Here is a 26,149-nt window from a genome sequence, read left to right as displayed (position 1 = left end):
CAGTGACAAACCTGCCGCCTTCACAACCTTATCGAAGGCGAAATTTCGTCTCCGGTCAAGGCATTAACGCAACCAAACGTGCCGGCTCAACCGAAAACAGAAACCTGACCCTACGGTATTTTACACGATTTCCCGATTTCTGGGTAGCATCAATACAGAAACGCCGTTTCTCGACAGGAAGGAAAGCAGGCAACCACCGGACGATGAAAATCAACAGGTTACAGGATTTATCCACAAGCTGGGCGCCTGTTCGGGAGCCTCATGCACCCGAAATCAGATCCGCGGCATGACGCTTTCGTCATCCAGGGAAAAAATAATATTTCGCGTTGCCATATAGCGCGCCGCCCACCATGCGGCGAGGAAACCGATGGTCAGCCCGGCCACGACGTCGGTGGGATAATGAGCGCCGGCGGCAAGCCTGCTGACACCGAAAGCCAGACACAGGGGCACGGTGACAAGACGCCAGCGCGGCAGGAAAATCCACAGCGAAACCATCATGATGCCAGCCATCATGGAATGCCCCGACGGAAAGCTTTCATAGAGCCCCCCCCCCTTGAAGGGAGAAAAATAGGCCGCGCCGACTTCATCGAGAAGAAACGGGCGCGCGCGACCGACCGCCAGCTTGCCGATTTCGACCGGAATACTGGCGACGACAATGGCGCTCAATACGAGCGTGGACCAGGCATGAAGCCGCTCCAGCCCGATACCCGCACGGTTGCGCAGCCGGGGCGACAGCAAGATTGCGGTGACGATCCAGACGACGATGGCTATCTTCAGCCAGAGCGCGGTGCGGGCGGCATCCGTAGCCGTTCGCAGAATTTCCATAATCGGATTGGCGCTTTGCGCCGTCACCCGAACGATATCGGCATCCCACAGATGCAAAACCAGAATGACGAAAGGCAAAAGCACCGCAATTGCAGTCATTTCAAGTGTCCATGATGATGGAGCACCTTTATAGGGCGACCGCAGGAGAGCCTGAAGTAGTTCAACTGCCGCGCGAAACGGATAAAGAAAAATGTTTCCCGCTTTTTGCGTCGTCATGATGAAAATATTCCTTTGTCATTATCTTTAGATTCAGGCCCATCACCAAGGCGCCAAGATATTCGATCGCGGCTCATGGCGACCTTTGGAACAGGCAGGGTACAAGGTTGCATCGGGGCCGCGCCCATCCTATCCAAGTATTTCGGGTTTCCGCCGCAAATCGGCTGGACAGCATACAACACCGTCTGGAGGCATTTTCGTGACTAAGCATCAGGTTAAGACAGGGAAACTGGGCGTGAACACCAGGCTTGCCCATGACGGCTACCGGCCGCGCGACTATCATGGTTTCGTCAACCCGCCGGTCGTGCGCGCATCGACCGTTCTTTTTCCCGATGCCGAGACGATGGCGACAGGCGGCCAGCAATATACCTATGGCACACGCGGCACACCGACCAGCGACGCGCTTTGCAAGGCCATCGACGCGCTGGAAGGTTCTGCCGGCACGGTCTGCGTTCCATCCGGGCTGGCGGCGGTCACAGTGCCGCTTCTGGCGTTTCTGTCGCCGGGCGATCACGCGCTCCTCGTCGATTCGATCTATAACCCGACCCGCCACTTTGCCGATACGGTCCTGAAGCGCATGGGTGTGGAGCTCGAATATTACGATCCTGAAATCGGGGCGGGAATCGCCAGCCTCATGCGCCCGAACACCAAGGTCGTGTTCACGGAATCGCCTGGTTCCAACACGTTCGAGATGCAGGACATTCCGGCAATCGTCGCGGAAGCCCACAAGGGCGGCGCCATCGTCATGATGGACAATACATGGGCGACGCCGCTCTATTTCAGGGCGCTCGATTTCGGCGTGGACATCACGATCCACGCTTCGACCAAATATCCCGCCGGCCATTCGGATATTCTGTTCGGCACGATTTCAGCCAACGAAAAATGCTGGCCGCAACTGCTGGAAACGCACGGCGCGCTCGGCCTTTGCGCCGCGCCGGACGATGCCTACCAGATTCTGCGCGGCATGCGCACCATGGGCGTGCGGCTGGAGCATCACCGCAAAAGCGCACTTGAGATCGCCCGCTGGCTGGAAAACCACCCAGCCGTCGACCGCGTCCTGCATCCGGCGCTGGAGAGCCATCCGGGCCATGCGATCTGGAAACGCGACTTTTCCGGCTCGTCCGGTGTTTTCTCTTTTGTACTTGCCGAAGGCGGACAGAAGGAAGCCCACGCCTTCCTCGATGCGCTGGAAATCTTCGGTCTCGGCTATTCCTGGGGCGGTTATGAAAGTCTCGCGGTCGAGGTGAAACTGAGTGACCGTCTCCTGGCAAAGGGGAACTATCCGGGTCCAGTCATTCGCTTGCAGATCGGGCTGGAAGACGTTCCAGACCTCATCGCCGACCTCGAAAAAGGATTTGCCGCAGTTTGATGCTTCTCCGGCGGTCGCCGTCGCGCGACCGCCCGCCAGGTTTCCGATCAGATTTACTGTCCATGTCGAGAAATAAATTAGAATATTCTAATAATATAAATTAAAAAAATAAAATCCCCTCGAAGAATTTATATATTTTTGCAACTATTTTATTGCTACCAAAGATTCTCGATGAATACAGGAATGGTAGGGGATCGTGTTCTCGTCAGTCTCAAGGAAAAATTTCGCGCGTAAGAGTATATGTAAATTTCTCATTACTCTACTTTTGATGGTAATTCCGGTATCGCTGCAAGCGCAAGACGCTTCTTCACAGAAGCTCAGGCCAGTACAAGTTGGCGTTTATGTCAGCGATCCTTTCGTCACCAAGAAGGGCGGCGTTTACTCCGGGATGGCGATAGACATCTGGCAAAATGTTGCCACGCGCCTGAATCTTGCTCCGCAATATGTTGAATATCCGAACTATCTGGAATTGGTGAAGGCCGTCTCCGAGGGGAAAGTCGAGGCTGCCGTCACCAATCTCACGATTACCGAAAACCGGGCCAAGATTGTGGATTTCACGCATCCCTGGTTCGATGCCGGCCTGCGCATCACGGTGCATACGGAGGCGATCAAGAGTTGGGGCGATCTGATACAGCGCCTCGACGATGCGGGCCATCTGGCGACCTATGCATGGATACTCGCCATTCTGGTCGGCGCGACCATCGTGCTCACGGTTTTCGACCGCCGCTTCGACGAGGGCTTTCCGAAACGGTGGCGAGAGGGGCTCGCCGAAGACTTTTATCAGGTCGTTTCCGTCGCTATTTCCGGCAAGACATCGCGCAAGAACCTGTTCGGATGGATGGGACGCGTCTGGCAGACCTTCTGGATGGTCTTCGGCATCGCCATCATCGCCTATGCGACGTCTTCCATAACGAGCGTCATGACGGTCGCGCATATCGATAACAGCATTTCGAGCCTGGCCGATTTGCAGGAGAAATCCGTTGGCGTGCGTAACGGCAGCGTGGCCGAACAGTTCATGCAGGCACGTTCGATTGCAACCGTTCCCTTCGACCACATGCCCGATGCGGTGGCAGCGCTCAAGAACGACGAGATCGGAGCAATCGTGGGTGACGGGCCGGTTCTGGAATATTTTGCCCATACGCACAAAAGCGAACCGGTCGATGTCGTTGGAAACACGTTCAGCCCCGACAAATACGGCTTTGCGTTTCCTCGCCACAGCGATCTGGTCAAGCCTGCAAGCGTCGCCATCATCAGCGCACAGGAGAGCGGCGATATCGCCGATCTGAAATTAAAATATTTTGGGCCTGAAGACTGATGACCAACTGTTAGGTATCCGAATAAAAAAAGCGGCCCAGGGCCGCTTTTTTTTCAGCTGAGAAGGCTTCTTTACCGACCGGCGATGATCGACGAAATGATGCCGGAGGCGATGCCGATCAGCATATAATCGTTGTTGACCTTTACCCAGTGATAGCCGCGCGGGGGCTTCCGCAGCCGGTAGTGGGAGTAGTTTTTCACCACATGGCCGCGATAGTTCGGAGGCAGGCGATTGCCCTTCTTCCACCCGTTATGACGGCCCATATCGTGCTTCGGGCCGCTTTTATGCATCTTGCTGTATGAGGGCTTGCCGTGCTGGGATGAATAAGGCTGTGCCATTGCCGCAGGCGCGGCAAGAAGGGAAACAGCGGTGAGAGCAAGAACGATCGACTTCATGACGACTTCCTTTTTCATATTGGATGCGCCCAGAATGCGGGGGCGACCATGAATGCCACATGAATAGTCGCATTAAATAAATTTAATGATTTCAAATACCTATTCCAAAGCACCTTTCGCCCGTTTCCCACCCGGCCAGAATACGGTAGAAAAATCTGCTGGAAATGCCGCGTGGCGCAAAAGGATATATCATGATGAACTGGGTTTTCGTTTTGCAGGGCGTGATCGCCATCGGGCTGGCTGTTCTGGCCATTGCCGTGATCCTGCGGCAGCGCCGCCGCTGATCCCTCCGGGGAACCAGATGCGGAAACAATCGTTTCGGCTTTATTCGGCAACAACTTCGCAGGAGGATGGAAGGATGCGAAAAGTGGCGCTCGGACTGGTCGCTCTGCTCGCAATCACGGGCTGTACGACAACCGAAAAAGACGTTTCGATCGGCACCGGAGCCGGCGCGATCATCGGCGGCATTGCCGGGGGTGGACGCGGCGCGCTTATCGGCGCGGGCGCGGGCGCGCTGGGCGGATTGCTGGTCCGCGAACTGCGCAACGGCAATTGCGAATATCGCGACCGCCGCGGCCGCATATATGTGGCGCGTTGCAGGAGATAGACCGGCTCCCTGCCCTGACGGAACCTTCATTCCCCGAGGTCGTTTAAACCTGATGGAGACAGTTCAGGGAGAACTCCGATGAAGCTTGCTTTCAAAGCCGCCCTGCTTGCCGTGGGCGTGTTTGCGGCGGGCGCAGCGCAGGCGGCGAACGCCATTTCCACCGCCAACCTCAACATCCGTACCGGCCCCGGCACGCGCTATGCCACGCTCGGCTCCATACCGAGCGGCGCACCGGTCACCGTACGGGGATGCACGTCCGGTTATGGCTGGTGTCAAGTCCGCTATGGCCGCACTTTCGGTTGGTCGTCATCCCGCTACCTCGCAATTCGCGAAGGTTCCTCCAGACGATATTCCGGTGATTTCGGCCGGACAGCCGCGCTTATCGGCATTCCGCTCATTACCGGCCTGGCTATCGGTTCCGCGCTGCGCGACCGCGACGATTATTGGTATCGCGATAATTGGCGTCATCGCAACAGGCACTGGCACCGCCATGGCTGGCGGGATCGTCCGGGCTGGCATGGACGCCATGGCGGCCACGGCCCAAGGGTTTATCTGAGGCGTCGCGGAGGAGACGGCCCGCACGGCCAATAATAGCAAGGCGCCACCTGCGAGGCGGCGCTTTTTTGCTGCGCAGCCGGGATAATTGCGTCAGAAATGGTTCCAAAAGCCCGCACCGAGGAGAACCGGCATGGAGAAAATTACCGGCGGCTGTCTTTGCGGCGATGTGAGATTCGCGGCGTCGGGACAACCTTATCGCGTGGGAATCTGCCATTGCCTCGACTGCCGCAAGCATCACGGCGCGCTTTTTCATGCGTCCGCCATCTTTCCCGAAGACGCGGTGATCGTCGAAGGCGAAACGCGCGAATATGCCGGGCGTTTCTTTTGCCCCCGCTGCGGCTCGCCGGTATTTTCCCGCAGCGCGGACGAGGTCGAGATCAATCTCGGGGCGCTCGATGCCATCGACCGGTTTCAGCCGACTTACGAACTGTGGACCATCCGCAGGGAATCGTGGCTACCGCCCTTCCCTGTCGTGAAAACTTATGAGCGCGACCGCGATCCGGCCAGCCGCTTCGAGGGCGGCTCGCGAGAAGGATAGGCGTGTCCACGCGCAGACCGGCAGCAACCGACCCACACTAAACGGTAGAAAACACCGCCTCCAATACAAATAAGCGTTGTCAGCACAAAAACTTGTGCTAACTCTTTGCGCCGGGGAAAAGGGCAATTGGTATTCCGTTGGGGGGCGGGCCATGAAATTCGGCAAAAATCGCAGCAACTGGACCTTTTCGCTGTTCGCTGCGGAGAAACTTGGCCGATGGGCCGGGTATAAACTCGATCCCATACAGGAAGCCAACGGCAGGACCCTGTATGTCGCGGGCATCATTCAACCGAATGGCAGGGTAGCCGCGAACACCAAAATCGGCCTCGGTCACACGCCGGAATTCGCTATTCGGGAATTGCTTCGCAATAACGGTATCGTCGTCGATCATGATCGGGAGACGGCGAAAAACAGGCCGTCCCTGCTCGAAATATTCCGCCCGTGACCAGCGATGGCTCCAGAAGCCCCTATGTGCGGCCTCAAGGCAGGGGCAACCCTGTCTTCCCTTCGGCTCCGGGCCTTTTCGAGACGACGCACCGAACGACCAATCCACGCGCCATCATTCCTTCACGTCGAGACTGAAACTGTAGGAACAACCGGCAAACACCTTGCCCGGATGGCTTTCGACAGTCGAAACATTGAGGCTCACACGCGTCTTTATGGTGATCATCTCGTTGGAATCGTCGGTTTCCTCCGCAATCACCCGCTCGCCCATGAATTTGTCGGAATTATCCAGAACCGGCGAAACATCAAGTTTTCCGGCCAGCCCGGATGCGGTATCGCCGTCGAGGACAGCAAGTATCGCGCTGCCCGCAAATGCGATGTCGGTCGTCTGCGTCCCGAACACGCCGACAGGCCTGTCCAGCAGATATTGCTCCAGAAACGGATTGGCGCTTTCGACCTGCCGCCAGCCGAGCCGTTCAAGCGCCCGCGGCTCCGTTTTCAGCCATGAGGCCAGCTCATTGTAGTCGGGGACCTGTGCGCGGCATTCGATCAATTTCGCAAGGTCGAGATTCGCCGGATCGAATCCGGCCTCTTGCGCCTGCGCAGACGAGACGATCGCCGCGCACCCCGCCAATCCGCACAAAACCCGGCTGAAGACATGCCGACCGGAAGCGGGTTCACGATCCGGTTTCAACAGCGGAGGGAGTATCGTCATCATCGTAAAGCCTGTTCCAAGTTCCGGCGCTCACTTACCTTCAAGTACGCTCCGCTCCGATACTCGAAAATCATCGCTTTCGCCACGGTCTGCCGCTCTTATACCAAGGCGCCAAGATGCTAACGCATCACGCCTTGAAAATGCTCAATTGCCGCACGGGCTTAACCAAAGCTCGATGAGTTTCGCTCATTGAGCTTTGGTATTATTCAGGCTTTCAAGACCAAAGCGCGACGAGTTCCCCCTCACCGCGCTTTGCCAAGGCCCCGTCCCGGTTTGGTTTCGACAAAAGGGCACCGTTGCTCCCGACAGAAAATAATTTGTATTGCAAATCAAATTATTTTCTGCTTTCTTCGGCGCATGTTGACCGATCCATCCTCTCCCCGCCTTCAATTCGGCATCCGCTTCTCTCTGCTGGCCCGTCGCTGGCGGCAGGTTCTGGATGCCCATCTTGCCGCCGTCGGGCTGACCGACGCCACATGGGTGCCGTTGGTCCACCTTCAGGCCAGCGGGGGCGGCATTATCCAGAAAGAACTGGCCGCACTGGTCGGCATCGACAGTTCGAGCCTGGTGCGCCTGCTCGACATTCTGTCGAGGCAGGGTCTGGTGGAACGGCGGGTCGATGCGGCGGACGGCAGGGCGCGGTTGGTCCATCTCACTGCCGCCGGGGAGCAACGGGTCGCCGAAATTCGCCGGGAATTGGCCCAGGGCGAAGCGGAAATGCTGGTCGATTTCCCGGACACGGAGATTGCCGTGATGCTTGAGCAATTCGAGCGCCTCGACCAGCGATTGCAGGATTTGCAGATCCGGCGCCAGCAGGAGGTTTCATGAGCGCGTTCGACCCCACTGGAAACGATCCCGCCGCCCAGTCGGCCCTGCATACGCGCCGCATCGATGCCGCGCGCCATCTGCTAAAGCCGCACCAAATTCGCGAAAGCCTGACCCTCGCCGCGCAGCCCTCTCTCCGAAACTCGACCGTCGCGGGCCTGCAATCCGCGCTGACAGCGGCGATTGCCCTGCCTGCCGTCTATCTTTCGCCCTGGCCGCATCTGATCGGGTTTGCTTCGCTTGGCGCGCTGGTGGCCCTGTTCGGCCGGTTTGCCGCGCCTGCCGCTCGCGGCCGCATCCTGCTTCTATGCGCCCTGTGCCAAAGCTTTGCGGTGCTGGCCATGTCCATGGCGGCCTGGCTCGGCGCGCCCTTCGCTGTCCAGCTGATGCTGCTGGCGCTCGGCTCCGGCCTGTTCTTTTTTGCTGCCACAGCCGGGCAATTCGGCCCTCCGGGCGCACTGATCTTCGTGTTTGCCGCCGGTGCCTCCATGGGGCAGATCGGCGGCTGGCAGGATGTGATCGAGCGCACCGCCGCCACCGCTGTCGTCGCGGCGCTGGCTATGGGAATCTGTGCCTTGACGGAAACCTTTCGCCATCAGGCGAAGCCGGATGCGCCCTTCCCGAGCGAGCCGGTGCGCCCGCTCGGCCACCGTCTGGTCGCCGCCGGTCGCATGATCCTTGGGTCGGCGATCGCGGCCTTCATCGCCGATGCCGCCGGTGCGCCACACCCGGCATGGGCGGCCATGGGCGCAATGGCCGTGATGCAGGGCGCGCATCTGCACATCAGCATGAACCGGGCGCTGCAACGCATGGCAGGCACGGTCGTCGGCGCCGGGCTGGTCTGGCTGGTTCTTGCTCAGGCGCCCTCGGTTTGGACCGTGATTGCCCTGATCGTCGTTCTCCAGTTCACGACCGAGATGATCATCGGGACGAACTATGCTCTCGGTCAGATACTGGTCACGCCGATGGCACTGCTGATGAGCTATCTCGCCGCCCCGGGTGTCGCGGGCGCCGCCATGGCGCCGGAACGGGTCTTCGATACGCTGCTGGGCGCTGGCATTGGCATCGTCCTGGCTGTCCTGTGCTCGACGCTTGACGACAGGAGCCACCTCGCCCGCCATCATGCCGCACGCGCGGTTGGCCGATAGCCAGCGGGCGAACACCGGAAAGTTAAAAGAAAAAATGCTCAATCGCCGTATACTATCCGAAAACCATTTCACACTTTTCGGGACGTGCGATGGCGCCCGGATTAGTAATGCACAAGGCTTATTTCCAGCTTTGATCCGGTCGCTTCTGCATATCGGCGCAATGTCGAGATAGAAGGGGAAACTCTGCCACCTTCAAGACGTGCAATGGCCGACTGGGTGGTGCCTATGCTCTTCGCCACATCGGCCTGAGACATTTTCGCTTCTGTTCTGGCTTTCACCAGTGCCTCGATAAGGGCAAACTCGGCATCGGCCTTTTCATATTCAGCCTGAAACTCCGGGTTCTGCATCAAGCGCTTTTTGAGTTCTGCAATCTTGGTCATGGCTTCACCTGCTTCATACGCTGTTTCGCTATATCCAAGGCGCTTTTCGGCGTTTTTTGCGATTTCTTGACGAATACATGAAGGATGACAACGCGGCGACCGGCAACCGTGACATATAATCCGCGAGCTATACCCTCCGATGCCTTGGCGCGAAGCTCCCACAGTTTCCCGTCCAGATGCTTCACATGCGGCTCATGCAATTGTTCCAAGCCGACAGCCTCAACCATTTCCATCAAACGGATGAGCCGGGCCTGTAAACCAACCGGAAGCGCCTCTATTTCGGCGTCAACATTCTCGTCCAGGGTTTCGACCGACCATTGCATATCCGCTATATAGCGCAAATGCTATAAGTTGCAAGACGCCAAACTGTTCAGTGGTCATTTAGCGGCAGTCCATGTTGCATGTAGCGGCCGCCAACAGTTGCAAATCTCTGCAAGTCTTTGAAAAGTGGCGATCCCGGCAGGACTTGAACCTGCGACCATCGGCTTAGAAGGCCGGTGCTCTATCCAGCTGAGCTACGGGACCTCGCCTTTGTAAAAGTCGAAGCTATTTCAGTGCGCGGAACGTTTCACACTTTCCGGGACGCGATTTAATGCGTCCAGGGCATCGTCCGGTCGAAACGGAAATTATCGGAATACGATACTTTCCGGCGCTTCGGCTCATGCGGTTCGATGAGACGGTAGGCAATGCCATTGCGCCTGGCATATTCGACGGCATCTTCCTGACTATCGAAGAACAGACGAATCTGGCTCTTCATATCGCCGGAAGAAGTGTAGCCCATCAGGGGTTCGACCATGCGCGGGCTTTCCGGCTCATATTCCAGAAGCCACTGGTCTGTCTTGGCCTGACCAGACTGCATTGCAGTCTTAGCTGGACGGTAAATACGTGCAACCATTTGAAGAACCTTGAACTACTCTCGCGCTCCCAGTCAGGAGCTGAAAATCCAACAAGGCAATAGTTTACGCGCCAATCCATGTCAACGCGATAAAAGATGCAGGCACCAACATGACTGCATGATCATCGCTATCAAAACCGGATTTCTGTGGAAATGGTCGGAGCGAGAGGATTCGAACCTCCGACCCCCTGATCCCAAATCAGGTGCGCTACCAGGCTGCGCTACGCTCCGTGGCCCGTTCGGACGCTGATTTCCCTAGAGAATTCATTTTTACAAAGCAAGCGGTATTTTGGGGCGCGCCAAAAAAAAATGGAGCAAAGCAGGCATGGCGATGCATGATGGCACGAACAATCTCATGCGAACGGCCATCCGTCCGGCAACGAGAACCACCTCGATAACCGCCACTTGCCAGTTCCGTCTTATTTGTATTAGCTAATACGAATATAAAAGGCAGGGGCGCCCTATGGTATGGTTCAACGTTTTTCTATTCGCTATGGGGCTCGGCATCGTAATCCTGGGCGGCCTGGCCCTGCTGGGTTCCATTCTGCGTAGCAAAGAGTAACGACCTCGGCTGTGCCGGGGCGGTCATATAGACTTTTCCAGAGAACTGTGGTTGTAACCCCCATTGATCTTTTCTGGGGGGCATCTATGTCGTACCGTTACGATATTGAGGGGCTGCGCGCTGTTGCGGTTCTTCTGGTCGTTATTTTTCACATCAATGAAACATTGATCCCCGGCGGCTTCATCGGCGTCGATTTATTTTTCGTTATTTCCGGCTACGTCATTACTCAGCGCATATACAAGGATGGCCTGAGCACCTTTGCAGATTTCACCGAGTTCTATCGTCGACGTATACGCCGCATCGCCCCGGTCATGCTGTTTGTAACGGCGATTACACTTGCAATTGGCGTGTTCGTACTGCTGCCGGAGGACCTCGTCGATCTGTCGTGGTCTGCAATTTTCGCGTCATTTTCAGCCGCCAATATTTATTTCACATTTTTTCTGGATACGAGCTATTTCGCCAAGGACAGCCACTATATTCCATTGCTGCACCTCTGGTCGCTTGGCGTCGAAGAACAGTTCTATCTGGTTTGGCCGCTACTGCTCTTTGTCCTCCTGAAGTTCCCCAGGGCCATATTGCCAACGTTGATTGCCATTATGGCGGGAAGCGTGGCGTGGGGTGAATACTGGCTTCGGACGGGCAACTACTCCGCCGCTTATTACATGCTTCCATCGCGGGCTTTCCAGCTTTGCGCAGGGGGCTTTTGTCTGTTCCTCGCGCAAACCCCGACAGCAAGGCGAATACCGGCGGGCGCCTTGCTGGCGCTTGGAGCCGTTGGCGCCATTCTGGTCGCCGGGAGCGCGTACATTCTGACAGGTCAGGACACTTTCCCCGGCTTGAATGCTGTCCCCGTCACGCTTGGCGGATGCCTTCTCCTGCTGGCTGGAACCAAACAGACCGCTCTTTCTCGCGCTTTATCGATCCGACCGGCACGCTTTATAGGCGGCATCTCCTATTCAATGTACCTGTGGCATTGGCCCATTCTGGCATATCTCAGATATTTGTACGTTGACATCGATGCCACCGTCGGAACGGCTGTTTTCATTGCAATCGTCATTCTTTCAACTCTCTCTACCAGGCTTGTCGAAGAGCCATTCCGGCACTCAACCGCATCCATGGGGCGTGTGTTCGCACGAATGTTTGCCTGGCCGACGGCGGCATTATGTGCGGTCAGTTATTTCGCCATTCATCTTGGTGGCTACCTGCCGGTCGTTTCCGCACCCGATTATGCCGAGAACCTCGCACGCATGAGAGATGGTACGCAGGCCGCCTACAAATACCCTTACGTATGTCAAAGAAGCACAGTACGCAGCGACGACACGAAAAAACCATCGTGCATCATAAACGGCAGTGAAGAGCCTAAAGTTTTATTGTGGGGCGACAGCAATGCAGCACACTACATCGGCTTACTTGGCGAATTGGCCAAACGAGAAAATGCATCTTTCAGGAATGTTGAACATAGCTCATGCCCACCGATTCTCGAAGATGGATATAAGTTTACCACACCTCAAGAACAAAGCAGATGCAAGAAATCTCTCGAGGTTGTCATTCCAATTCTGAAAAACTATGATCACATCATAATATCGTCTCTCTATACGTCTTACGCAAAGTCGCAAGATTTTCTACCATCCCTAAGAAAGACAATAGAATCCCTTGTCTCGCAGGGAAAGCGCGTTACGGTTATTGGGCAGGCCGTAAATTTTTCCAGATATGATCAATATTGCGGGCAAAAATCGCTTAAGACCGGTATAAATTGTGAAGAATTGTTTATAGCCAATACAGGCCCCGTATTCTCGATCAATAAACAACTCAAGAATCTGGTTTCGGAGATTCCCAACGCAACATATGTCGATTTCAATTCCCTGATTTGTCCGGGGGGAGTTTGCTCGCCCTATCGCAACGGCCGGCCATCTATTATGATAGCGGGCATATAAGTATGACGGGTTCATGGATGCTGGGGCGGGAAGCCGTCAGCTCAACCGATTTCGACGGCATAATCTTCCAGAGCAACAATCGAGAAATAACATCAACGCAGTAGTTGTCTGAAGTGCTGCGACCGCACATGGCGGATTCTGGAACAGGTTTTGAGCATCCCAAGAAGTTATAAACATATAAACCGATTAAGATTTCATACGCTTACGCTTTGTGATGCAACGTTTCAAAGCATATCGTGTTAATCCGGTCACCAAATCAACGGAGGACCGAAATGGGTATCCAGACTGTTTCCGATGAACTTTATCGTCGTCATGAACGCGAATGGGCAGAACTGCGCAACGCGGTCGAGGCCAACGAAGCCAGTCAAAGACAGCAAGAGAAGGCTTCAGGCCAGACCTCCTGCGATGACAAGGCGTCTGGACGTCCGTAATAGCAAGGCGGCTTCGGCGCCAAAGCTATCCAAGCCTTGAAATGCCCAATCGCCGCATGGGCATATCCGAAAAAACGCCGCTTCAGCGGCGTTTTTTGTTTCTGCCTCGCAACTGGCGGCAAGCGCCAAAACCGCTGCGGTAACCAAATACGAAGGAACAATCGGTAGTGTTTCCCTGTCGCGATTCGAACAGGAGACAGACGATGGCTGCACGAAAACGCACCTCCCGCTCGCCAAAGCGCTCCTCAAAGCGCTCCCCCAAGCGCTCAGGCCGCTCCTCCGGTTCATCCACCCCGATCCTCGCTCTTGGCGCGATCCTCGCCCTTGGCGCATTCAGCCTGTGGGCGACATCCCAGCACAAAAGCCCGCAAGCCGCCATTACAGCCCTGTTCCAGCGCCCCATATCGGCACCCCGCGCATCGGCGCCTCCGAAAGCCGAGCCCAGAACGCCGACGGTGAGTAAAGCACCAGAGAACAAGACGCCTTCGAGGGATTATGGCGCCGCCGTCGGGCCGGTCCCTCGCCCTTCGGCGCCTGTCGCCGCGCCGGCGCCGCAAAGAAAGCCGGTTCAACAAGCGGCACTGGAAAGCCCGAAGCCGCCGCGTCCGGGCAGCCGCGTCGTCGCTTCGGCACCGGCGGCCGCCCCCCGCGCAATGCCGCCGCGCGGCGTCAACGCGCCCGCAAGCTCCCCCTCGGTCATTTATGCGAAGACGAAGCTGACGATCCATAAAAACGCCTGGGACAAGTCGCCGTCCATCGGCGTGGTCGAAAAAGGCCGTGAAATGCGATCCTATGGCAAGACCGGGCGCTGGCATCGTGTGATCGTACCCAAGACCAACATGATCGGCTGGGTGCACGAAAACCAACTCATCGGCGGACGCAATAAGCCCGACAGCGCGACGATGATCACCGGATCGATTGCCCGCAAACGGCAAACCGCAACGGCGACAACGCCAAACCCTATGAGAAGCCCGACCCATCGGCGCATCGAGCCGCCGAAAGCGGTCGGCCAGAAGAACTAAAGCATGTCGCCTGATTATGATTGAACGCGACACGCTTTAGAGTCACGAGCCATGGCTTCCAGTTGCGGATCGCCGGGCAGGTAATCGAAACCGGCGGCAATGAGCGACGAGCCGTCGGCAACCAGATCGCCGAAAAGCTGATCGTAAAGCCCTCTTTTCCCAAGTGCGGCCAGCAGCGCCTTCATCAGAACCGGCGGAACCGGGACCAGGCGTGGCGGCTTCCCCAGGGATGCGCGCAGCTTTGTCACGAGTTCACGTGTGGAGCGCGATCGGGGTTCGGCAAGGTGAAAGACCTGTCCCGCAACCCGTTCCGCAGAAGCCGTGCTCAAGAAAACCAGCGCACGCGCGACATTCTCAAGCGACACAAAACTGCGCCTGTTATTCGCCAGACCGAAGGGCAGCGGCAACCCGCTGTCGCAGAGCTTCATCAGCGCCTTGAGATTTGCCCGCGCTCCGGGACCATAGACCAGAACCGGGCGCGCTATGACGATCTCTATCCCGCCGATTTCCCGCAGATCGGCCTCGGCCTTTGCCTTGGCGCGCCCGTAATCGTCACGCGGGGCAAGCGGCATATCAGGTGTCAGCGGCGAGGCGTTTCCGGCAATCGTGTAGATGGTGGAAACAAAAACGAACCGCTTTACACGGGCCGCCTTCGCCTTGGTCGCAAGCTCGACCGCAAGCCGATGGTTGACGGCATCGAAGGTAGCGGCGTCCGGCCGTTCGCTGCCTGTGCGATGGGCAAGTGCTGCGCAATGCACGACCGTCTCCACGCCCGACAGGTCGGGATCGGAGAGATCGTTGCGGGAGAGCGGCAGGACTTCGTGGCCCTCTCCGGCCAGCATTTGGGTGAGAGCGCTTCCGATAAAACCACCCGCCCCGGTGACTGCGATCTTCATCCTCAGCGTTCCAGTCGATCGCCGTCCGCGAGAACCTGACCGGCAAGCGCGCGCGTGATGCGGGTTTTCTGTTCGAGCGCCGCGCGGTCGAGCTTGTCCACGACGCGGATGGCGGACAGAAGCGAGCGCTCGATGCGGCTCACCAGATAGGCGACGACATGCGGCTCAACGCTCACCTGACGATCGGCGAACAGCTTGTGGATGACGCCCGAAAGCAGGAGATCGTCCGGCTCCGCTATCTCCACCACGGTTGCCGCCTTGAGGCGGGAGGCGAGATCCGGCAGCCTGACATTCCAGTTGGCAGGCCAAAGGCGTGATGTCATGAGCAATGACGGGCCAGGCCCCTGCGCCGCGTTCTGCCTCACGCTGTTGATGAGATGAAAGAGACCCGTTTCGTCGAACGGCTCCGCGCCGATATCATCAATCAGGACGGGATATTCGGCGGCGCCGTTGACCGCCTCTTCGGTAATGTTCGACGGATCGACGAGCCGCGCACCCGTCCCCGCGCGCCATATCTCGGCGAGATGGGTCTTGCCGGAGCCGGTCGGCCCGGCAAGGATGGTGACGGGCGACAGCCAGTTCGGCCAGCGATCGACAAGATCGACGGCGGCACGGTTCGAACCCGTGACGATCAGATCCTCCCGATGATAACCGGGCTGATGTTCAAGATTCAACGGAATCTGGCGCGGTGCGTCACGCATCGCGGCCTCCTTTGAAACCTGCCCGGTCAAGACCAAAACTCATTTCTCTTTGCCTGCGCTTTCGCCTGCCTCGATCAGCGGCCCGGCGTCGGGGTTCGGCTGATGATATGCAGGATCATACATCGGTGAGTGGAGATAGCTATTCAATGCGAACCGCACAAGCACCCCCACAGCGGCGGCGGCGGGCACCGCAACCAGCATTCCGGTGAAACCGAACAGCGAGCCGAAGGCAAAAAGGGCGAACATGAGCCAGACAGGATGAAGCCCGACCGAAGAGCCGACGAGCTTCGGCTGGAGGATATTGCCTTCCAGAAACTGGCCGAGGAAAAACACTGCCGCGACAACACCGATCATGATCCAGTCCGGCCAGAACTGGACAAGCGCGACACCGATGGCCAGCGCCAGGCCGACAAACGAACCGATATAGGGAATGAAGCTGATAAGCCCGGCAAAAAAGCCGATCAGCAGCCCGAAATTCAGGCCGGCAAGGGTCAGGCCGATGGCGTAATAGGTGCCGAGGATGAGGCACAGCGTGCCCTGCCCGCGAATGAACCCGGCGACCGCGGCATTCATTTCGCGCGCGATGCGGCGCACGGTGTGAAGCTGGGCGCGGGGCACCCAGGAATCGATACTGTTCACCATGCGGTCCCAGTCGAGAAGCATGTAGAAAGCGACCACCGGCGTGACCACGAAAAGCCCGGCAATATCGATCAGGGATTTCCCCGAATTCCACAGGGACTGAAGCAGCGCGGTGAGAAAACTGGCCCCCTGCTGGAGCAGGGAACTGAGATTTTGTTGAATGACCGAGCTGTCGATGCCGATATATTTCTTCAGCCATTGCGAATCCTCATTCGCCAGCAGCGACTGCAACTGCGTAATATATTCGGGAATTTTTGAAATGAAGTCGGCGAGCTGTGTCGCAAGGATCGGCACGACGATCATCAGGCTGACGACCAGCGCCATCAGGAAGACGAACAGGATGACGACGGTGGAGGCAAGCCGAGACAGGCCGAAGCGTTCCAGCCGGTCGGCGACGGGGTCGAGAAAATAGGCGAGCGCCATGCCCGCGACGAACGGCAGGAGCACCGAGCTGAATACGACCAGAAACAGGATGAAGATCGCGATGGCCGCGCCCCAGAACATGGCCTGACGGCGGACGGATGACCCCGTCAGCGCACCCACTTCCACATTCACATGAATATTGCCATCGCGTACCGTTGCTTCCGACTGCGAAATCCGGCGGCTGGCGGTGGTGCGCGTGGATGTCAATTTCCTGGCCATGAGCGTCCAATTTCTGAAAAACGGCTGCGTGAGCCAATCGTAATAGCAAGGCGGCGTTACGGATGTCTTAGAGACTGTTCCAAAAGTCGTCATGAGCGGCTGCAAATGATAATTTCCTGCGTTCCGGTGCTCATGTACGTCCAAGTACACTCCGCTCCGGTACTCGAAAATCACCATTTTCGCACGCACATGTCGCTTTTTGATTCAGACTCTTATAGCAAAGCTTGATGAGTGGAACTCATAGGCTTTGATTAAGCCCGTGCGGCGATTGAGCATTTCCAAGGCTTGGATAGCGTCAGCATCGGAGCCGCCCTGGTATCATCGAACTGAAGGCAAGTTAGACCGGTCAGTCAGGATTGCAATGCCCGTGCGAAGACAGGCCGGAATGCGCGCTCCCATCGGGACGTCTCGATATGTCACGAATTTGCGGAGAATCTGCACAGTTTTTCGCTTTTCCGGCTTTGTGGCCTTGCAGGCAGCGCCGTCTCGTGCCATTGCCCGCACATTCACTGCCCATCGCATTTTTCCAAGCAAAACCGTTACACGCTTTTGCCGAAAATGCATTAAACAATGCGTGGATAAGCACCCAGTTTCAGGAGCAGGCCATGACCATGGAAAACAAGCCCGCCAACAAGCCCGTTGCCCAGAATGGCCTGACCTATGCGCAGGCTGGCGTCGATATCGATGCCGGGAACCTGATGGTCGAGAAGATCAAGCCGCTCGTGCGGTCCACGCGCCGCCCCGGCGCGGACGGAGAAATCGGAGGCTTCGGTGGCCTGTTCGATCTCAAGGCCGCAGGTTTCACGGACCCGGTACTCGTTGCGGCCAATGACGGCGTGGGAACGAAGCTGAAGATCGCCATCGATGCCGACAAGCACGACACGGTGGGCGTCGATCTTGTCGCCATGTGCGTCAACGATCTGGTCGTTCAGGGCGCGGAACCCCTCTTCTTCCTCGATTATTTCGCCACCGGCAAATTGTCGCCCGATCAGGGCGTCGATATCGTTGCCGGTATTGCGGAGGGGTGCCGTCAGGCCGGATGCGCGCTCATCGGCGGTGAAACGGCGGAGATGCCCGGCATGTACGCGCAGGGCGATTACGATCTTGCCGGTTTCGCGGTTGGTGCAGCCGAACGCGACCGCCTGTTGCCGCGCGGCGACATCGCCGAAGGCGACATCATTCTCGGCCTTGCTTCTTCCGGCGTTCATTCCAACGGGTTTTCGCTGGTGCGCCGCATCGTCGACCTGTCCGGCCTCGGCTGGCAGTCGGAAGCGCCTTTCCGGTCGGGCGCGACGCTCGGTGAAGCCCTGCTCACGCCGACCCGCATCTATGTGAAGCCCCTGCTCGCCGCGATCCGCGCATCGGACGGCATCAAGGCGCTCGCCCACATCACCGGCGGCGGCTTCCCGGACAATATTCCGCGCGTTCTGCCCGAAGGCCTCGCTGCGGAAATCGATCTTTCGTCCATTTCCGTGCCACCCGTTTTCTCCTGGCTTGCCAAAACCGGCGGTGTCGAATCGGCGGAAATGCTGCGCACGTTCAACTGCGGCATTGGCATGATCGCGGTCGTCACGCCTGACAAGGTCGATGAAGTCGTCGCCGCCCTCGCCGCCGAAGGCGAAAAGGTCGTCACGCTCGGCAGGATGATCGGCCGCGAGAAGGACGGCGTCGTCTACAAGGGCCAGCTTGCGCTATGAGCCGCAAGCGGGTCGTTATTTTCATCTCCGGCGGCGGCTCCAATATGGAGGCGCTGATCCGTGCCGCGCAGACGCCCGGCTATCCGGCGGAAGTGGTTGCGGTTTTTTCGGACAAGGAAGACGCCGGCGGCCTCGCCAAAGCGCAAGGCTCGGGCATTCCCACGCAGGTTTTCAAGCGCAAGGATTATGCGTCGAAGGATGAGCATGAGGATGCCATTCTGGCGGCGCTTGCGGCGCTCGACCCGGATATTCTTTGCCTTGCCGGTTATATGCGCCTTCTGTCGGGGCGGTTCATCGCTCCCTATGAAGGCCGCATTCTCAATATCCATCCGTCCCTGCTTCCGCTCTTTCCGGGGCTTCATACCCACCAGCGGGCGCTGGATGTCGGCATGAAACTCGCCGGATGCACGGTGCATCTCGTGACCGAAGGCATGGACGAAGGGCCGATCCTCGCGCAGGCGGCGGTGCCGGTGCTTGCCGGAGACGATGCCGAAACGCTCGCGGCGCGTGTCCTGAAGGCGGAGCATCGCCTTTACGCGCTGGCGCTGCGCAACTTTGCCGGTGAACAGACGGAAGCGCCGGAACCCGCGGACAGCATGGTCGTCAGCGCCTGACCGCGGCAAATTAATCACACACGAAGTTTTTTGTTAACAAAACTTTAATTTCCCGCAAAAAGCTCTAATTCCCGGTCGTAACGGAACCTGCTTCGGCAAATTCCGTTAAGAGTCGTGAAAAGCGTCTCTTTCAATATGTTTTTAGAAGAGGACAAAGACATGTCTCTCCGTTTTTCGACTTCCTTCCTTTCGGCAATGGCCGTGATTTCCGGCATCGCGGTTACGGCTCCGGCCCTCGCCGCCGACTTCGTAGCGCCTCCCGCTTCGGGTCGCACCCAGCCGCGTTCGGAAGTCGGTATGCTGTCCTGCGACATCTCCCCCGCCATCGGCGTCATCATCGGCAGCCAGCAGGATGTGGATTGCGTGTTCAGGCCCGCCCGCGGTCGCGGCCCGCTTGAGCGTTACACCGGCACCATCACCAAGCTCGGCATCGATGTCGGCTTCATCAATGGCAGCCGCGTCGCCTGGGCCGTGTGGGCTCCGAGCGTTCGTCCGGAAGGCGCGCTCCAGGGCCGTTATGTCGGCGCTTCCGCCAATGCAGCCATCGGCGTCGGATTCGGCACCAACATCCTGACGGGTGGTTCCTGGAAGACGATTTCGCTTCAGCCGATTTCGGTTCAGGGCCAGCGCGGCCTCAATGCCGCCGTGGGTGTTTCCAAGCTGAAACTGCGCTACGCCGGCTAACGAGCGGCACGAATAAACAACGCCGGGACGGATATAGAATATATCCGTCCCGGCGTTGTTTGATAAATATTTATAAGTCTATTTTGCGAATCCAGATCCTGGTGTCATGCACCGCAAGCCCGCCATAGGGGGCGGCGGGTTCGGCCCCTATCAATATGTTGATCCCCTCGCCGCGCTCGAATGCCGAATTCGGGAAAATGCCTTCCGACACGACCACGCCTCGCTTTTGCCCGGCGCGCAGAACGGCATGAAGCACCAGTTCGCCGCGATGGTTGCCGATCTCGATCCGCTCGCCGTCCTCGATGCCAAGCTCTGCCGCATCGTCGGGATGAATGAGCAATTCGGGCCGGATTTCCTTCGCGAGCGAAGTCGGTGTCTCGGCAAAGGTCGAATTCAGGAAATTATGCGCCGGTGAGGTCGTCATACGGAATGGATGTTCCATATCCGCAGCTTCGATGACGTCCCAATGGTCCGGGAACTGCGGAATGGAGCCGAACGGCCCCTGAAGTCCCATGACTTCCGGCGGCTTGTTCGGCGAAGGGCTTCCGGTCCAGTCGGGGCGGAAGCGAAATTTGCCGTCCGGCCATTTGAAACCGTCGATGTAATGCGCTTCCTCGAAGGGCGGCTGCAAATCGACAAACCGCTTTTCCTTCAATTCGTCGAAATGCGGCAGATCGCTATTGGCATTCATGTTGTCGATCAGCGTGCGCTCGTCGAGATCGAAGCCGGGCAGATGGCCGACACCGAGACGCTTTGCCAGTTCGTTGATGACGAAGATGTTCGGGCGCGCATCGGCGAGAGGTTCGATCAACTTCGGACCAAGCACCAGGTGCTGCTGCCCGCCGCCGCGATAAATATCGTCGTGTTCGAGGAATGTCGTCGCGGGCAGGACGACATCGGCCATCTTCGCCGTATCGGTCATGAACTGCTCGTGCACGGCGACGAAAAGGTCCTCGCGCGCAAAACCCTTGCGAACCAGACGCTGTTCCGGCGTAACATTCGCCGGATTGGTGTTCTGGATCAACATCGCCATGACGGGCGGGCCGCCATAGAGCGCTTGCGCATCATTGGTGAGGATGCGTCCGATCTTCGACTGGTCGAGAAAACGGATGCCGACATCCTGCATGGCGCGCCCTTCGATCTCGCGCTTGTCCATCTTGAAGATGCCAGCGTTCGAATGGAACGCTCCGCCGCCTTCATGAAGAAAGGCGCCTGTGACACAGGCAATCGAAGCGGCGGCGTGCATATTGACCGCGCCGTTGCGCTGGCGGGTGAAACCATAGCCGAGGCGGAAATAGGTCCGTTTGGTCTTGCCGACGAGATGGGCGAAAGCCTCGATCTCTTCCACCGTCAGACCGGTGATGGCGGAAGCCCATTCAGGCGTACGGGTCTGAAGATGCTTCTCAAGTCCCCTCGGGTCGTCGGTATAGCGTTCGAGATAATCCCAGTCGGCCAGACCGTCTCGAAACAGCACATGCATGACCGCACAGGCAAAGGCGCCATCGGTTCCCGGTTTCAGCACAATGCCCATATCCGCCTGCCGGACGGTTGCATTGGCGTAAACGTCGATGACGACGATCTTGGCACCGCGCTCCTTGCGCGCCCGCACGGCATGGGTCATGACATTGACCTGCGTGGCGGCGGCATTGGTGCCCCATATGACCACCACATCGGCCTTGGCCATTTCGCGCGGATCGGGGCCGGTCAGGCTTCCCGTTCCGGCAAAATAGCCGGTCCAGGCCATATTGGTGCAGAAACTGTCGAACTGGTTGGAATAGCGCTTGGCAAAGCGCAGACGGTTGATCGAGTCGCGCTGCACCAGCCCCATCGTGCCTGCATAGTAATAAGGCCAGACGCTTTCGCTGCCATAGTCCTGCTCGGCTTTCAGGAATCGCTCGGCGATCAAATCAAGCGCCGCATCCCACGACGCTTGCTTCCACTGCCCCGCGCCCTTCGCACCGGCACGAACCAACGGATGTTTCAGCCGGTCGGGATGGTGGACGCGTTCGGCATAGCGCGCCACCTTGGCGCAGATGACGCCAGCCGTGTAGCTGTTGTCCTTCGCGCCGCGCACGCGGCCGATGGTGCGCTCGTCGAGAATCTCAACATCGAGCGCGCAGGTTGACGGGCAGTCATGCGGACAGGCCGAATGACCGATCTTGATATTCGAAATGGGAGCGGGCCGGTTCATAGAAGTTTATTAGCTCAAGCCGTTCTTTGCAGAAACGAAATTCTGCCGGAAGATTGTCACTGTGACGAAATAAATTTTCAAGACAAGCGCAGCGAAATCGCACCGAGAACAATAAGACCCGCAGCGATAAAACGCGGCAATCCGACTTTTTCCTTCAACACCAGCGCAGAGATGAGGACGCCGAAAAGTATCGCCGTTTCGCGGAGCGCCGCCACGACGGCAATGGGCGCCATTGTCATCGCCCAGAGCGCCAGACCGTAAGAGCCGAGCGTGCCCGCCCCGCCGATCAGGGCCGGACGCCAGCGATTGCGCAGATAATGGATGAAGCGGTCCGGCTCACGATAGAAAGCCCAACCGCCAAGCGGAATGGCGTTCATCAAAAAGAGCCACAGCGTATAGGACAGAGGCTCGCCCGACACGCGGACGCCAAGACCGTCGATGATCGTATAGCTGGCGATGAACCCGGCATTGGCGAGCGCAAGCAGCGCGGTGCGGCTCGAAGCGCCGCCATTCCTGCGGCGGGCATCCAGCGCCATGGCCAGGACGCCAGAGCAGATCAGGATGATGCCAAGCCAGCTTTGCCAGCCCATGATCTCACCGACAAGCGGAGCGCTCGCCAGCGCCACCAGCAGGGGCGGTGTGCCGCGCATGATGGGATAGGCTTCGCTCATATCGCCCGATTTATAGGCCGCAGCCACCAGCGACATATAAAAGGTCTGCGTGACCGTCGATGAAAGCATGTAGATCCAGCTTGCGGGGTTTGGCAGCGGCAGAAAAGGCAGGATGAAAAGAGCGATAGTCCCGGCGGCGCCGGTTACGCTGGCCGCGCCGAAGAATTTGTCTCCGCTCCCCTTGACGATTGCGTTCCAGCTCGCGTGGAGAAACGCGCCAAAGAGGACGATCAGAAGGACGCCACCAGACATTCGGGACTCGACTCAAGGGTAAGGAGCGGTTGTTGAAGGTTGTATGTCACATTTGTGACGGCAGGGATACCGAAGCGTTTTCGCCTTTCCCCATCGCCCCTCTTGCCGAAAACTGTCCGGCATGAAACAAGCGGCCCATGAATTATCGTCACGCCTATCACGCCGGAAATTTCGCGGATGTCGTCAAGCACGTCATCCTGACGCGCCTTGTCGAATATCTGAAACGGAAAGATCAGGCCTTCCGCGTCATCGATACCCATGCGGGTATCGGTCTTTACGATCTCAAGGGCGTTGAGGCGGGCAAGACGGGGGAATGGACCGGCGGGATCGACCGCGTCATGGAAGCGGTGCGGAAGGGGCAGATCGAAGAGCCTGCGCTGGAGCTGCTGGCGCCCTATCTCGATGCCGTTCGCGCCGTCAACGAAGGCGAAAAGCTGCGTCATTATCCCGGCTCGCCCCTCCTCGTTCGGCATCTTCTGCGCAAGCAGGACCGTCTTTCCGCGCTCGAACTGCATCCGCGCGATGTCGTGAAACTATCGAAACTCTTCGAGGGCGACTATCAGGTTCGCGTGACCGAACTGGATGGCTGGCTTGCGCTTGGCGCCCACCTTCCGCCGAAGGAAAAACGCGGACTGGTGCTTGTGGACCCGCCATTCGAGAAAGAGGGCGAATTCGACCGGCTCGTCGATGGCCTCGTCAAGGCGCACAAGCGTTTCAGCGGTGGAACCTATGCGCTCTGGTATCCGGTGAAGGACCGCAGGGAAACGGAGCGCTTCACCCGGCAATTGCGCGAAACCGGCATTCCAAAGATCATGCAGATCGAGCTTGCGATTCGCGCGCCTTCCACAGAACCACGCCTCGATGGCACGGGAATGATCGTAGTCAACCCGCCTTATACACTCGAAAGTGAGATGCAAACCCTGCTTCCCTGCCTTACCAAGCTTCTGGCCGAGGAAAAGGGGAGCAATTTCAGTATCAAGTGGGTGCGCGGCGAGACGGATCGCACTTGACCCGCGTGAACTGGTGACAGAAACTGCACCTCAACGTCACTACGGCCATCACAAAAAATAGCGAGCTGGCTCGCAATTTCGGACAGGATAGAGATATGCAACGAACCCTGGATCGCATTGGACAGTTTTCACGCGCAGCCGCTTTCGCCGCAGCCGTCCTTCCCCTGACGCTCGCGTCCCTGCCGGCCGGCGCCGCAGATTATCTTGCTCCGGCTCCCGCGGGTGTTGCCGATGCGGGCGCATGTAGCCAGCAGAGCGTTTTGCGCTCCGTGGTTTCCGATTTCGGCTATCAGGTGCGCCATGTCCCGGAATTGCCGCAGGTCGGCATCTCGGCCATGAGCGATGTCCAGTTGACGCGCTATGAACCGAAGACCAATCCGGCTGAAATCGAGCGTACCTATTGCAAGGCGACAGCCGTTCTGAGCGACGGCCAGTATCGCTCGGTCTGGTACATGATCGAAGAAGGCCAGGGTTTTGCCTCCATGGGCCGAAATGTCGAATTCTGCGTCGACGGTTTCGATCGCTGGTATGTTTACGACGCCAAGTGCCGCGTTCTTCGCTGAGTGCCTGAAGCCGGGTGAGCGCAACCGGCAGCCATTGAGTGGAGGACATATGCTGCGTAAGCTTCAAGCGGCGGCAATTGCGCTGCTCGCGATTTCAACTGCGGGCATGATGACGGTATCGCCGGTCAGGGCGGACGATACGCCTGGCGATTTCGACTTCTATGTCCTCTCCCTCTCCTGGTCGCCCAGCTATTGCGCGATGGAAGGTTCCCGCGCCGACAGGCAGCAATGCGGATCAGATCGCCCGCTCGGCTTCGTGGTGCATGGCCTGTGGCCGCAAAACGAAAGGGGCTATCCGGCAAACTGCCGGTTCGACAACAGCCGCGGCCGCGGCAGTTATGTCCCCCGCCAGATTCTGTCCAGCCTGAAGGGTATCATGCCCTCGACCGGACTCGCCGCCTATGAATGGCGCAAGCACGGCAGTTGCTCCGGCCTGTCGCAGAACGACTATTTTTCCACGCTTCGCAATGCCTTCGACCAGGTCAATATTCCGCCAAGCCTGCGTAATCCGGCGAGCGGACGGCGTGTCGATCCCCTTCTCGTCGAGAAAGCCTTCGTCGCGGCCAATCCCGGCATGAAACCCAACGGTATTTCCGTCAGTTGCAAGCGGAACTATCTTCAGGAAATCCGCATCTGCCTGACGAAAGACCTCCGGTTTCGAGCCTGCGGAGAGGTGGATGCCAATGCCTGCCGCAGCCGCTCCGTCATGATGCCCGCAACACGATGATCCTCTTTATCAGGAACAGAAGATGACACAGATTCTCTACGCGCCCGCCTCACCCTATAGCGCGAAGGTCCGAATGGCTGCTCACCATGCAGGAATTCCCTTCGAAAGCGTCGTCGTCAACACTGCCGCGGAACCGGAGAACCTCACCCACGTCAACCCGCTCGGAAAAATTCCGACGCTGGTGACGGACGACGGCAAACCGGTTTTCGACAGCCGCGCCATCACGCAGTATCTCAATCGTGTTTCGGGCAACAAACTGTTCCCGCGCAATGCCGAAAAGCGCACAGATGCGGAGCGCTACGAAGCCATGGCCGATGGCCTTTGCGACGCGCTTCTGGCGCATGTCTACGAACGGCGTATGCGCCCGGAAGAAAAAGTTCACCAGCCCTGGCTGGATCTGCAATGGCGCAAGGCCGAGCGTACGCTCGACCTCCTGAACGAAGCGCCGCCGCGTCTGGCGGGCAAGCTTCATGTCGGCCATGTCGCGGTCGCAGCCGCGCTCGGCTATCTGGCGCTGCGTTTCGAAGGCAAGTGGGAGCGTAACCGTCCGAAGCTCAAGCGGTGGATGAAGCGTTTCCAGGAACTGCATCCCGAACTGGTGGAACTCCTGCCGCGCGGCTGACCGCGTCAGGTCTTTAAGCGTCGAATGAAGACAACAAAAAACCGGGCAGGTGACTGCCCGG

29 protein-coding genes and 2 tRNA genes are annotated in these 26,149 nt (G+C 58.2%); 18 read left to right on the top strand and 13 right to left on the bottom strand.

The annotated features are described in order from the left end of the window. Positions 1–273: 273 nt before the first annotated feature. On the bottom strand, positions 274–1,041 hold the full coding sequence (lpxE, locus tag FHS76_RS06105; RefSeq protein WP_183649579.1) for a lipid A 1-phosphatase LpxE: 768 nt from the start codon (positions 1,039–1,041) through the stop codon (positions 274–276). A gap of 199 nt (positions 1,042–1,240) precedes the next feature. On the opposite strand from lpxE, the gene FHS76_RS06100 reads away from it, so the two are divergent. Both FHS76_RS06100 and FHS76_RS06095 read left to right on the top strand, forming a co-directional pair. Then, a complete protein-coding gene (locus FHS76_RS06100; protein WP_183649576.1) occupies positions 1,241–2,410 on the top strand; it encodes a cystathionine beta-lyase in 1,170 nt (389 codons plus the stop codon). A gap of 268 nt (positions 2,411–2,678) precedes the next feature. Then, positions 2,679–3,725 (top strand): transporter substrate-binding domain-containing protein, encoded by a 1,047-nt coding sequence (locus FHS76_RS06095; RefSeq protein ID WP_183649574.1) that lies wholly within the window; start codon positions 2,679–2,681, stop codon positions 3,723–3,725. A gap of 71 nt (positions 3,726–3,796) precedes the next feature. Here FHS76_RS06095 and FHS76_RS06090 read toward each other — a convergent pair whose 3' ends face one another. After that, positions 3,797–4,120 (bottom strand): RcnB family protein, encoded by a 324-nt coding sequence (locus FHS76_RS06090; protein WP_183649570.1) that lies wholly within the window; start codon positions 4,118–4,120, stop codon positions 3,797–3,799. Positions 4,121–4,478: 358 nt separating this feature from the next. Between FHS76_RS06090 and FHS76_RS06085 the strand changes: the two genes are divergently transcribed. The 4 genes from FHS76_RS06085 (at position 4,479) to FHS76_RS06070 (ending at position 6,268) form a co-directional block, all read left to right on the top strand. After that, the gene (locus FHS76_RS06085; RefSeq protein ID WP_183649567.1) at positions 4,479–4,727 is read left to right on the top strand and encodes a YMGG-like glycine zipper-containing protein; all 249 of its coding nucleotides are present in this window, start codon (positions 4,479–4,481) and stop codon (positions 4,725–4,727) included. A gap of 78 nt (positions 4,728–4,805) precedes the next feature. Then, on the top strand, positions 4,806–5,318 hold the full coding sequence (locus FHS76_RS06080) for an SH3 domain-containing protein (protein WP_183649564.1): 513 nt from the start codon (positions 4,806–4,808) through the stop codon (positions 5,316–5,318). A gap of 97 nt (positions 5,319–5,415) precedes the next feature. Then, positions 5,416–5,823 (top strand): GFA family protein, encoded by a 408-nt coding sequence (locus FHS76_RS06075; protein WP_183649561.1) that lies wholly within the window; start codon positions 5,416–5,418, stop codon positions 5,821–5,823. Positions 5,824–5,974: 151 nt separating this feature from the next. Continuing rightward, on the top strand, positions 5,975–6,268 hold the full coding sequence (locus tag FHS76_RS06070) for a hypothetical protein (RefSeq protein WP_183649558.1): 294 nt from the start codon (positions 5,975–5,977) through the stop codon (positions 6,266–6,268). A 114-nt stretch (positions 6,269–6,382) separates the two neighbouring features. On the opposite strand, the gene FHS76_RS06065 is transcribed toward FHS76_RS06070, so the two are convergent. Beyond that, positions 6,383–6,985 carry a hypothetical protein gene (locus tag FHS76_RS06065; protein ID WP_210306018.1) on the bottom strand — a complete coding sequence of 201 codons (603 nt, stop codon included), beginning with the start codon at positions 6,983–6,985 and terminating at the stop codon, positions 6,383–6,385. A gap of 354 nt (positions 6,986–7,339) precedes the next feature. Here FHS76_RS06065 and FHS76_RS06060 point away from each other — a divergent pair, with 354 nt between their 5' ends. Beyond that, positions 7,340–7,810 (top strand): MarR family winged helix-turn-helix transcriptional regulator, encoded by a 471-nt coding sequence (locus FHS76_RS06060; RefSeq protein WP_183649555.1) that lies wholly within the window; start codon positions 7,340–7,342, stop codon positions 7,808–7,810. Next, positions 7,807–8,955, top strand: coding sequence for an FUSC family protein (locus FHS76_RS06055; protein ID WP_183649552.1), 1,149 nt, complete (start codon positions 7,807–7,809; stop codon positions 8,953–8,955). The genes FHS76_RS06060 and FHS76_RS06055 overlap by 4 nt, the downstream gene beginning before the upstream one ends. Before the next feature lie 101 nt (positions 8,956–9,056). Here the strand turns inward: FHS76_RS06055 and FHS76_RS06050 are convergent, their stop codons facing one another. From FHS76_RS06050 to FHS76_RS06030, 5 genes are all read right to left on the bottom strand, one after another. Continuing rightward, a complete protein-coding gene (locus tag FHS76_RS06050; protein ID WP_183649550.1) occupies positions 9,057–9,335 on the bottom strand; it encodes a helix-turn-helix domain-containing protein in 279 nt (92 codons plus the stop codon). After that, positions 9,332–9,658, bottom strand: a complete 327-nt coding sequence (locus FHS76_RS06045; RefSeq protein ID WP_183649547.1) for a type II toxin-antitoxin system RelE/ParE family toxin — start codon at positions 9,656–9,658, stop codon at positions 9,332–9,334. Before FHS76_RS06045 ends, FHS76_RS06050 begins: the two co-directional genes overlap by 4 nt. Before the next feature lie 125 nt (positions 9,659–9,783). Continuing rightward, positions 9,784–9,860: transfer RNA gene (locus tag FHS76_RS06040), tRNA-Arg, on the bottom strand. Positions 9,861–9,924: 64 nt separating this feature from the next. Then, on the bottom strand, positions 9,925–10,230 hold the full coding sequence (locus FHS76_RS06035) for an ETC complex I subunit (protein ID WP_183649543.1): 306 nt from the start codon (positions 10,228–10,230) through the stop codon (positions 9,925–9,927). 154 nt (positions 10,231–10,384) lie between these two features. Continuing rightward, positions 10,385–10,461, bottom strand: a tRNA-Pro gene (locus FHS76_RS06030). Between the two features lie 417 nt (positions 10,462–10,878). Between FHS76_RS06030 and FHS76_RS06025 the strand changes: the two genes are divergently transcribed. The 3 genes from FHS76_RS06025 to FHS76_RS06015 all read left to right on the top strand — a co-directional run bounded on the left by FHS76_RS06025 (position 10,879) and on the right by FHS76_RS06015 (position 14,179). Beyond that, positions 10,879–12,726 carry an acyltransferase family protein gene (locus tag FHS76_RS06025; protein WP_183649540.1) on the top strand — a complete coding sequence of 616 codons (1,848 nt, stop codon included), beginning with the start codon at positions 10,879–10,881 and terminating at the stop codon, positions 12,724–12,726. 272 nt (positions 12,727–12,998) lie between these two features. Further along, on the top strand, positions 12,999–13,157 hold the full coding sequence (locus tag FHS76_RS06020) for a hypothetical protein (protein ID WP_183649536.1): 159 nt from the start codon (positions 12,999–13,001) through the stop codon (positions 13,155–13,157). A gap of 203 nt (positions 13,158–13,360) precedes the next feature. Then, complete coding sequence (locus FHS76_RS06015) at positions 13,361–14,179, top strand: hypothetical protein (protein ID WP_183649532.1); 819 nt, start codon at positions 13,361–13,363, stop codon at positions 14,177–14,179. A 14-nt stretch (positions 14,180–14,193) separates the two neighbouring features. Here FHS76_RS06015 and FHS76_RS06010 read toward each other — a convergent pair whose 3' ends face one another. Genes FHS76_RS06010 through FHS76_RS06000 form a run of 3 tightly spaced genes read right to left on the bottom strand, consistent with a single transcriptional unit; the run spans position 14,194 to position 17,057 of the window. Further along, on the bottom strand, positions 14,194–15,075 hold the full coding sequence (locus tag FHS76_RS06010) for an NAD-dependent epimerase/dehydratase family protein (RefSeq protein ID WP_183649529.1): 882 nt from the start codon (positions 15,073–15,075) through the stop codon (positions 14,194–14,196). A 2-nt stretch (positions 15,076–15,077) separates the two neighbouring features. After that, entirely contained in the window at positions 15,078–15,776 is a 699-nt protein-coding gene (hdaA, locus tag FHS76_RS06005) for a DnaA regulatory inactivator HdaA (protein ID WP_183649526.1), read from the bottom strand. Positions 15,777–15,815: 39 nt separating this feature from the next. After that, a complete protein-coding gene (locus FHS76_RS06000; RefSeq protein WP_183649523.1) occupies positions 15,816–17,057 on the bottom strand; it encodes an AI-2E family transporter in 1,242 nt (413 codons plus the stop codon). A 605-nt stretch (positions 17,058–17,662) separates the two neighbouring features. Here FHS76_RS06000 and purM point away from each other — a divergent pair. The 3 genes from purM (at position 17,663) to FHS76_RS05985 (ending at position 20,052) form a co-directional block, all read left to right on the top strand. Further along, positions 17,663–18,754, top strand: a complete 1,092-nt coding sequence (gene purM / locus FHS76_RS05995) for a phosphoribosylformylglycinamidine cyclo-ligase (protein WP_183649520.1) — start codon at positions 17,663–17,665, stop codon at positions 18,752–18,754. After that, on the top strand, positions 18,751–19,368 hold the full coding sequence (gene purN / locus FHS76_RS05990) for a phosphoribosylglycinamide formyltransferase (protein ID WP_183649518.1): 618 nt from the start codon (positions 18,751–18,753) through the stop codon (positions 19,366–19,368). The genes purM and purN overlap by 4 nt, the downstream gene beginning before the upstream one ends. Before the next feature lie 159 nt (positions 19,369–19,527). Next, entirely contained in the window at positions 19,528–20,052 is a 525-nt protein-coding gene (locus tag FHS76_RS05985; RefSeq protein ID WP_183649516.1) for a DUF992 domain-containing protein, read from the top strand. A 70-nt stretch (positions 20,053–20,122) separates the two neighbouring features. On the opposite strand, the gene FHS76_RS05980 is transcribed toward FHS76_RS05985, so the two are convergent. After that, a complete protein-coding gene (locus FHS76_RS05980; RefSeq protein ID WP_183649514.1) occupies positions 20,123–22,243 on the bottom strand; it encodes a molybdopterin oxidoreductase family protein in 2,121 nt (706 codons plus the stop codon). 77 nt (positions 22,244–22,320) lie between these two features. Beyond that, positions 22,321–23,166, bottom strand: coding sequence for a DMT family transporter (locus FHS76_RS05975; RefSeq protein WP_183649512.1), 846 nt, complete (start codon positions 23,164–23,166; stop codon positions 22,321–22,323). 137 nt (positions 23,167–23,303) lie between these two features. On the opposite strand from FHS76_RS05975, the gene FHS76_RS05970 reads away from it, so the two are divergent. The 4 genes from FHS76_RS05970 to FHS76_RS05955 all read left to right on the top strand — a co-directional run bounded on the left by FHS76_RS05970 (position 23,304) and on the right by FHS76_RS05955 (position 26,088). Then, on the top strand, positions 23,304–24,176 hold the full coding sequence (locus tag FHS76_RS05970; RefSeq protein ID WP_183649510.1) for a 23S rRNA (adenine(2030)-N(6))-methyltransferase RlmJ: 873 nt from the start codon (positions 23,304–23,306) through the stop codon (positions 24,174–24,176). 95 nt (positions 24,177–24,271) lie between these two features. Further along, positions 24,272–24,739, top strand: a complete 468-nt coding sequence (locus FHS76_RS05965) for a phage portal protein (protein ID WP_183649508.1) — start codon at positions 24,272–24,274, stop codon at positions 24,737–24,739. A 49-nt stretch (positions 24,740–24,788) separates the two neighbouring features. Beyond that, positions 24,789–25,466 (top strand): ribonuclease T2 family protein, encoded by a 678-nt coding sequence (locus tag FHS76_RS05960; protein ID WP_183649506.1) that lies wholly within the window; start codon positions 24,789–24,791, stop codon positions 25,464–25,466. A gap of 22 nt (positions 25,467–25,488) precedes the next feature. After that, complete coding sequence (locus FHS76_RS05955; RefSeq protein WP_183649504.1) at positions 25,489–26,088, top strand: glutathione S-transferase; 600 nt, start codon at positions 25,489–25,491, stop codon at positions 26,086–26,088. The last annotated feature ends 61 nt before the right edge of the window (positions 26,089–26,149 follow it).

Origin of the sequence: Brucella daejeonensis (assembly GCF_014199265.1) — a bacterium.
Lineage (GTDB): Bacteria > Pseudomonadota > Alphaproteobacteria > Rhizobiales > Rhizobiaceae > Brucella > Brucella daejeonensis.
Note: the sequence above shows the minus strand (reverse complement) of the source record. Positions and strands in the feature narration are given on the sequence as shown.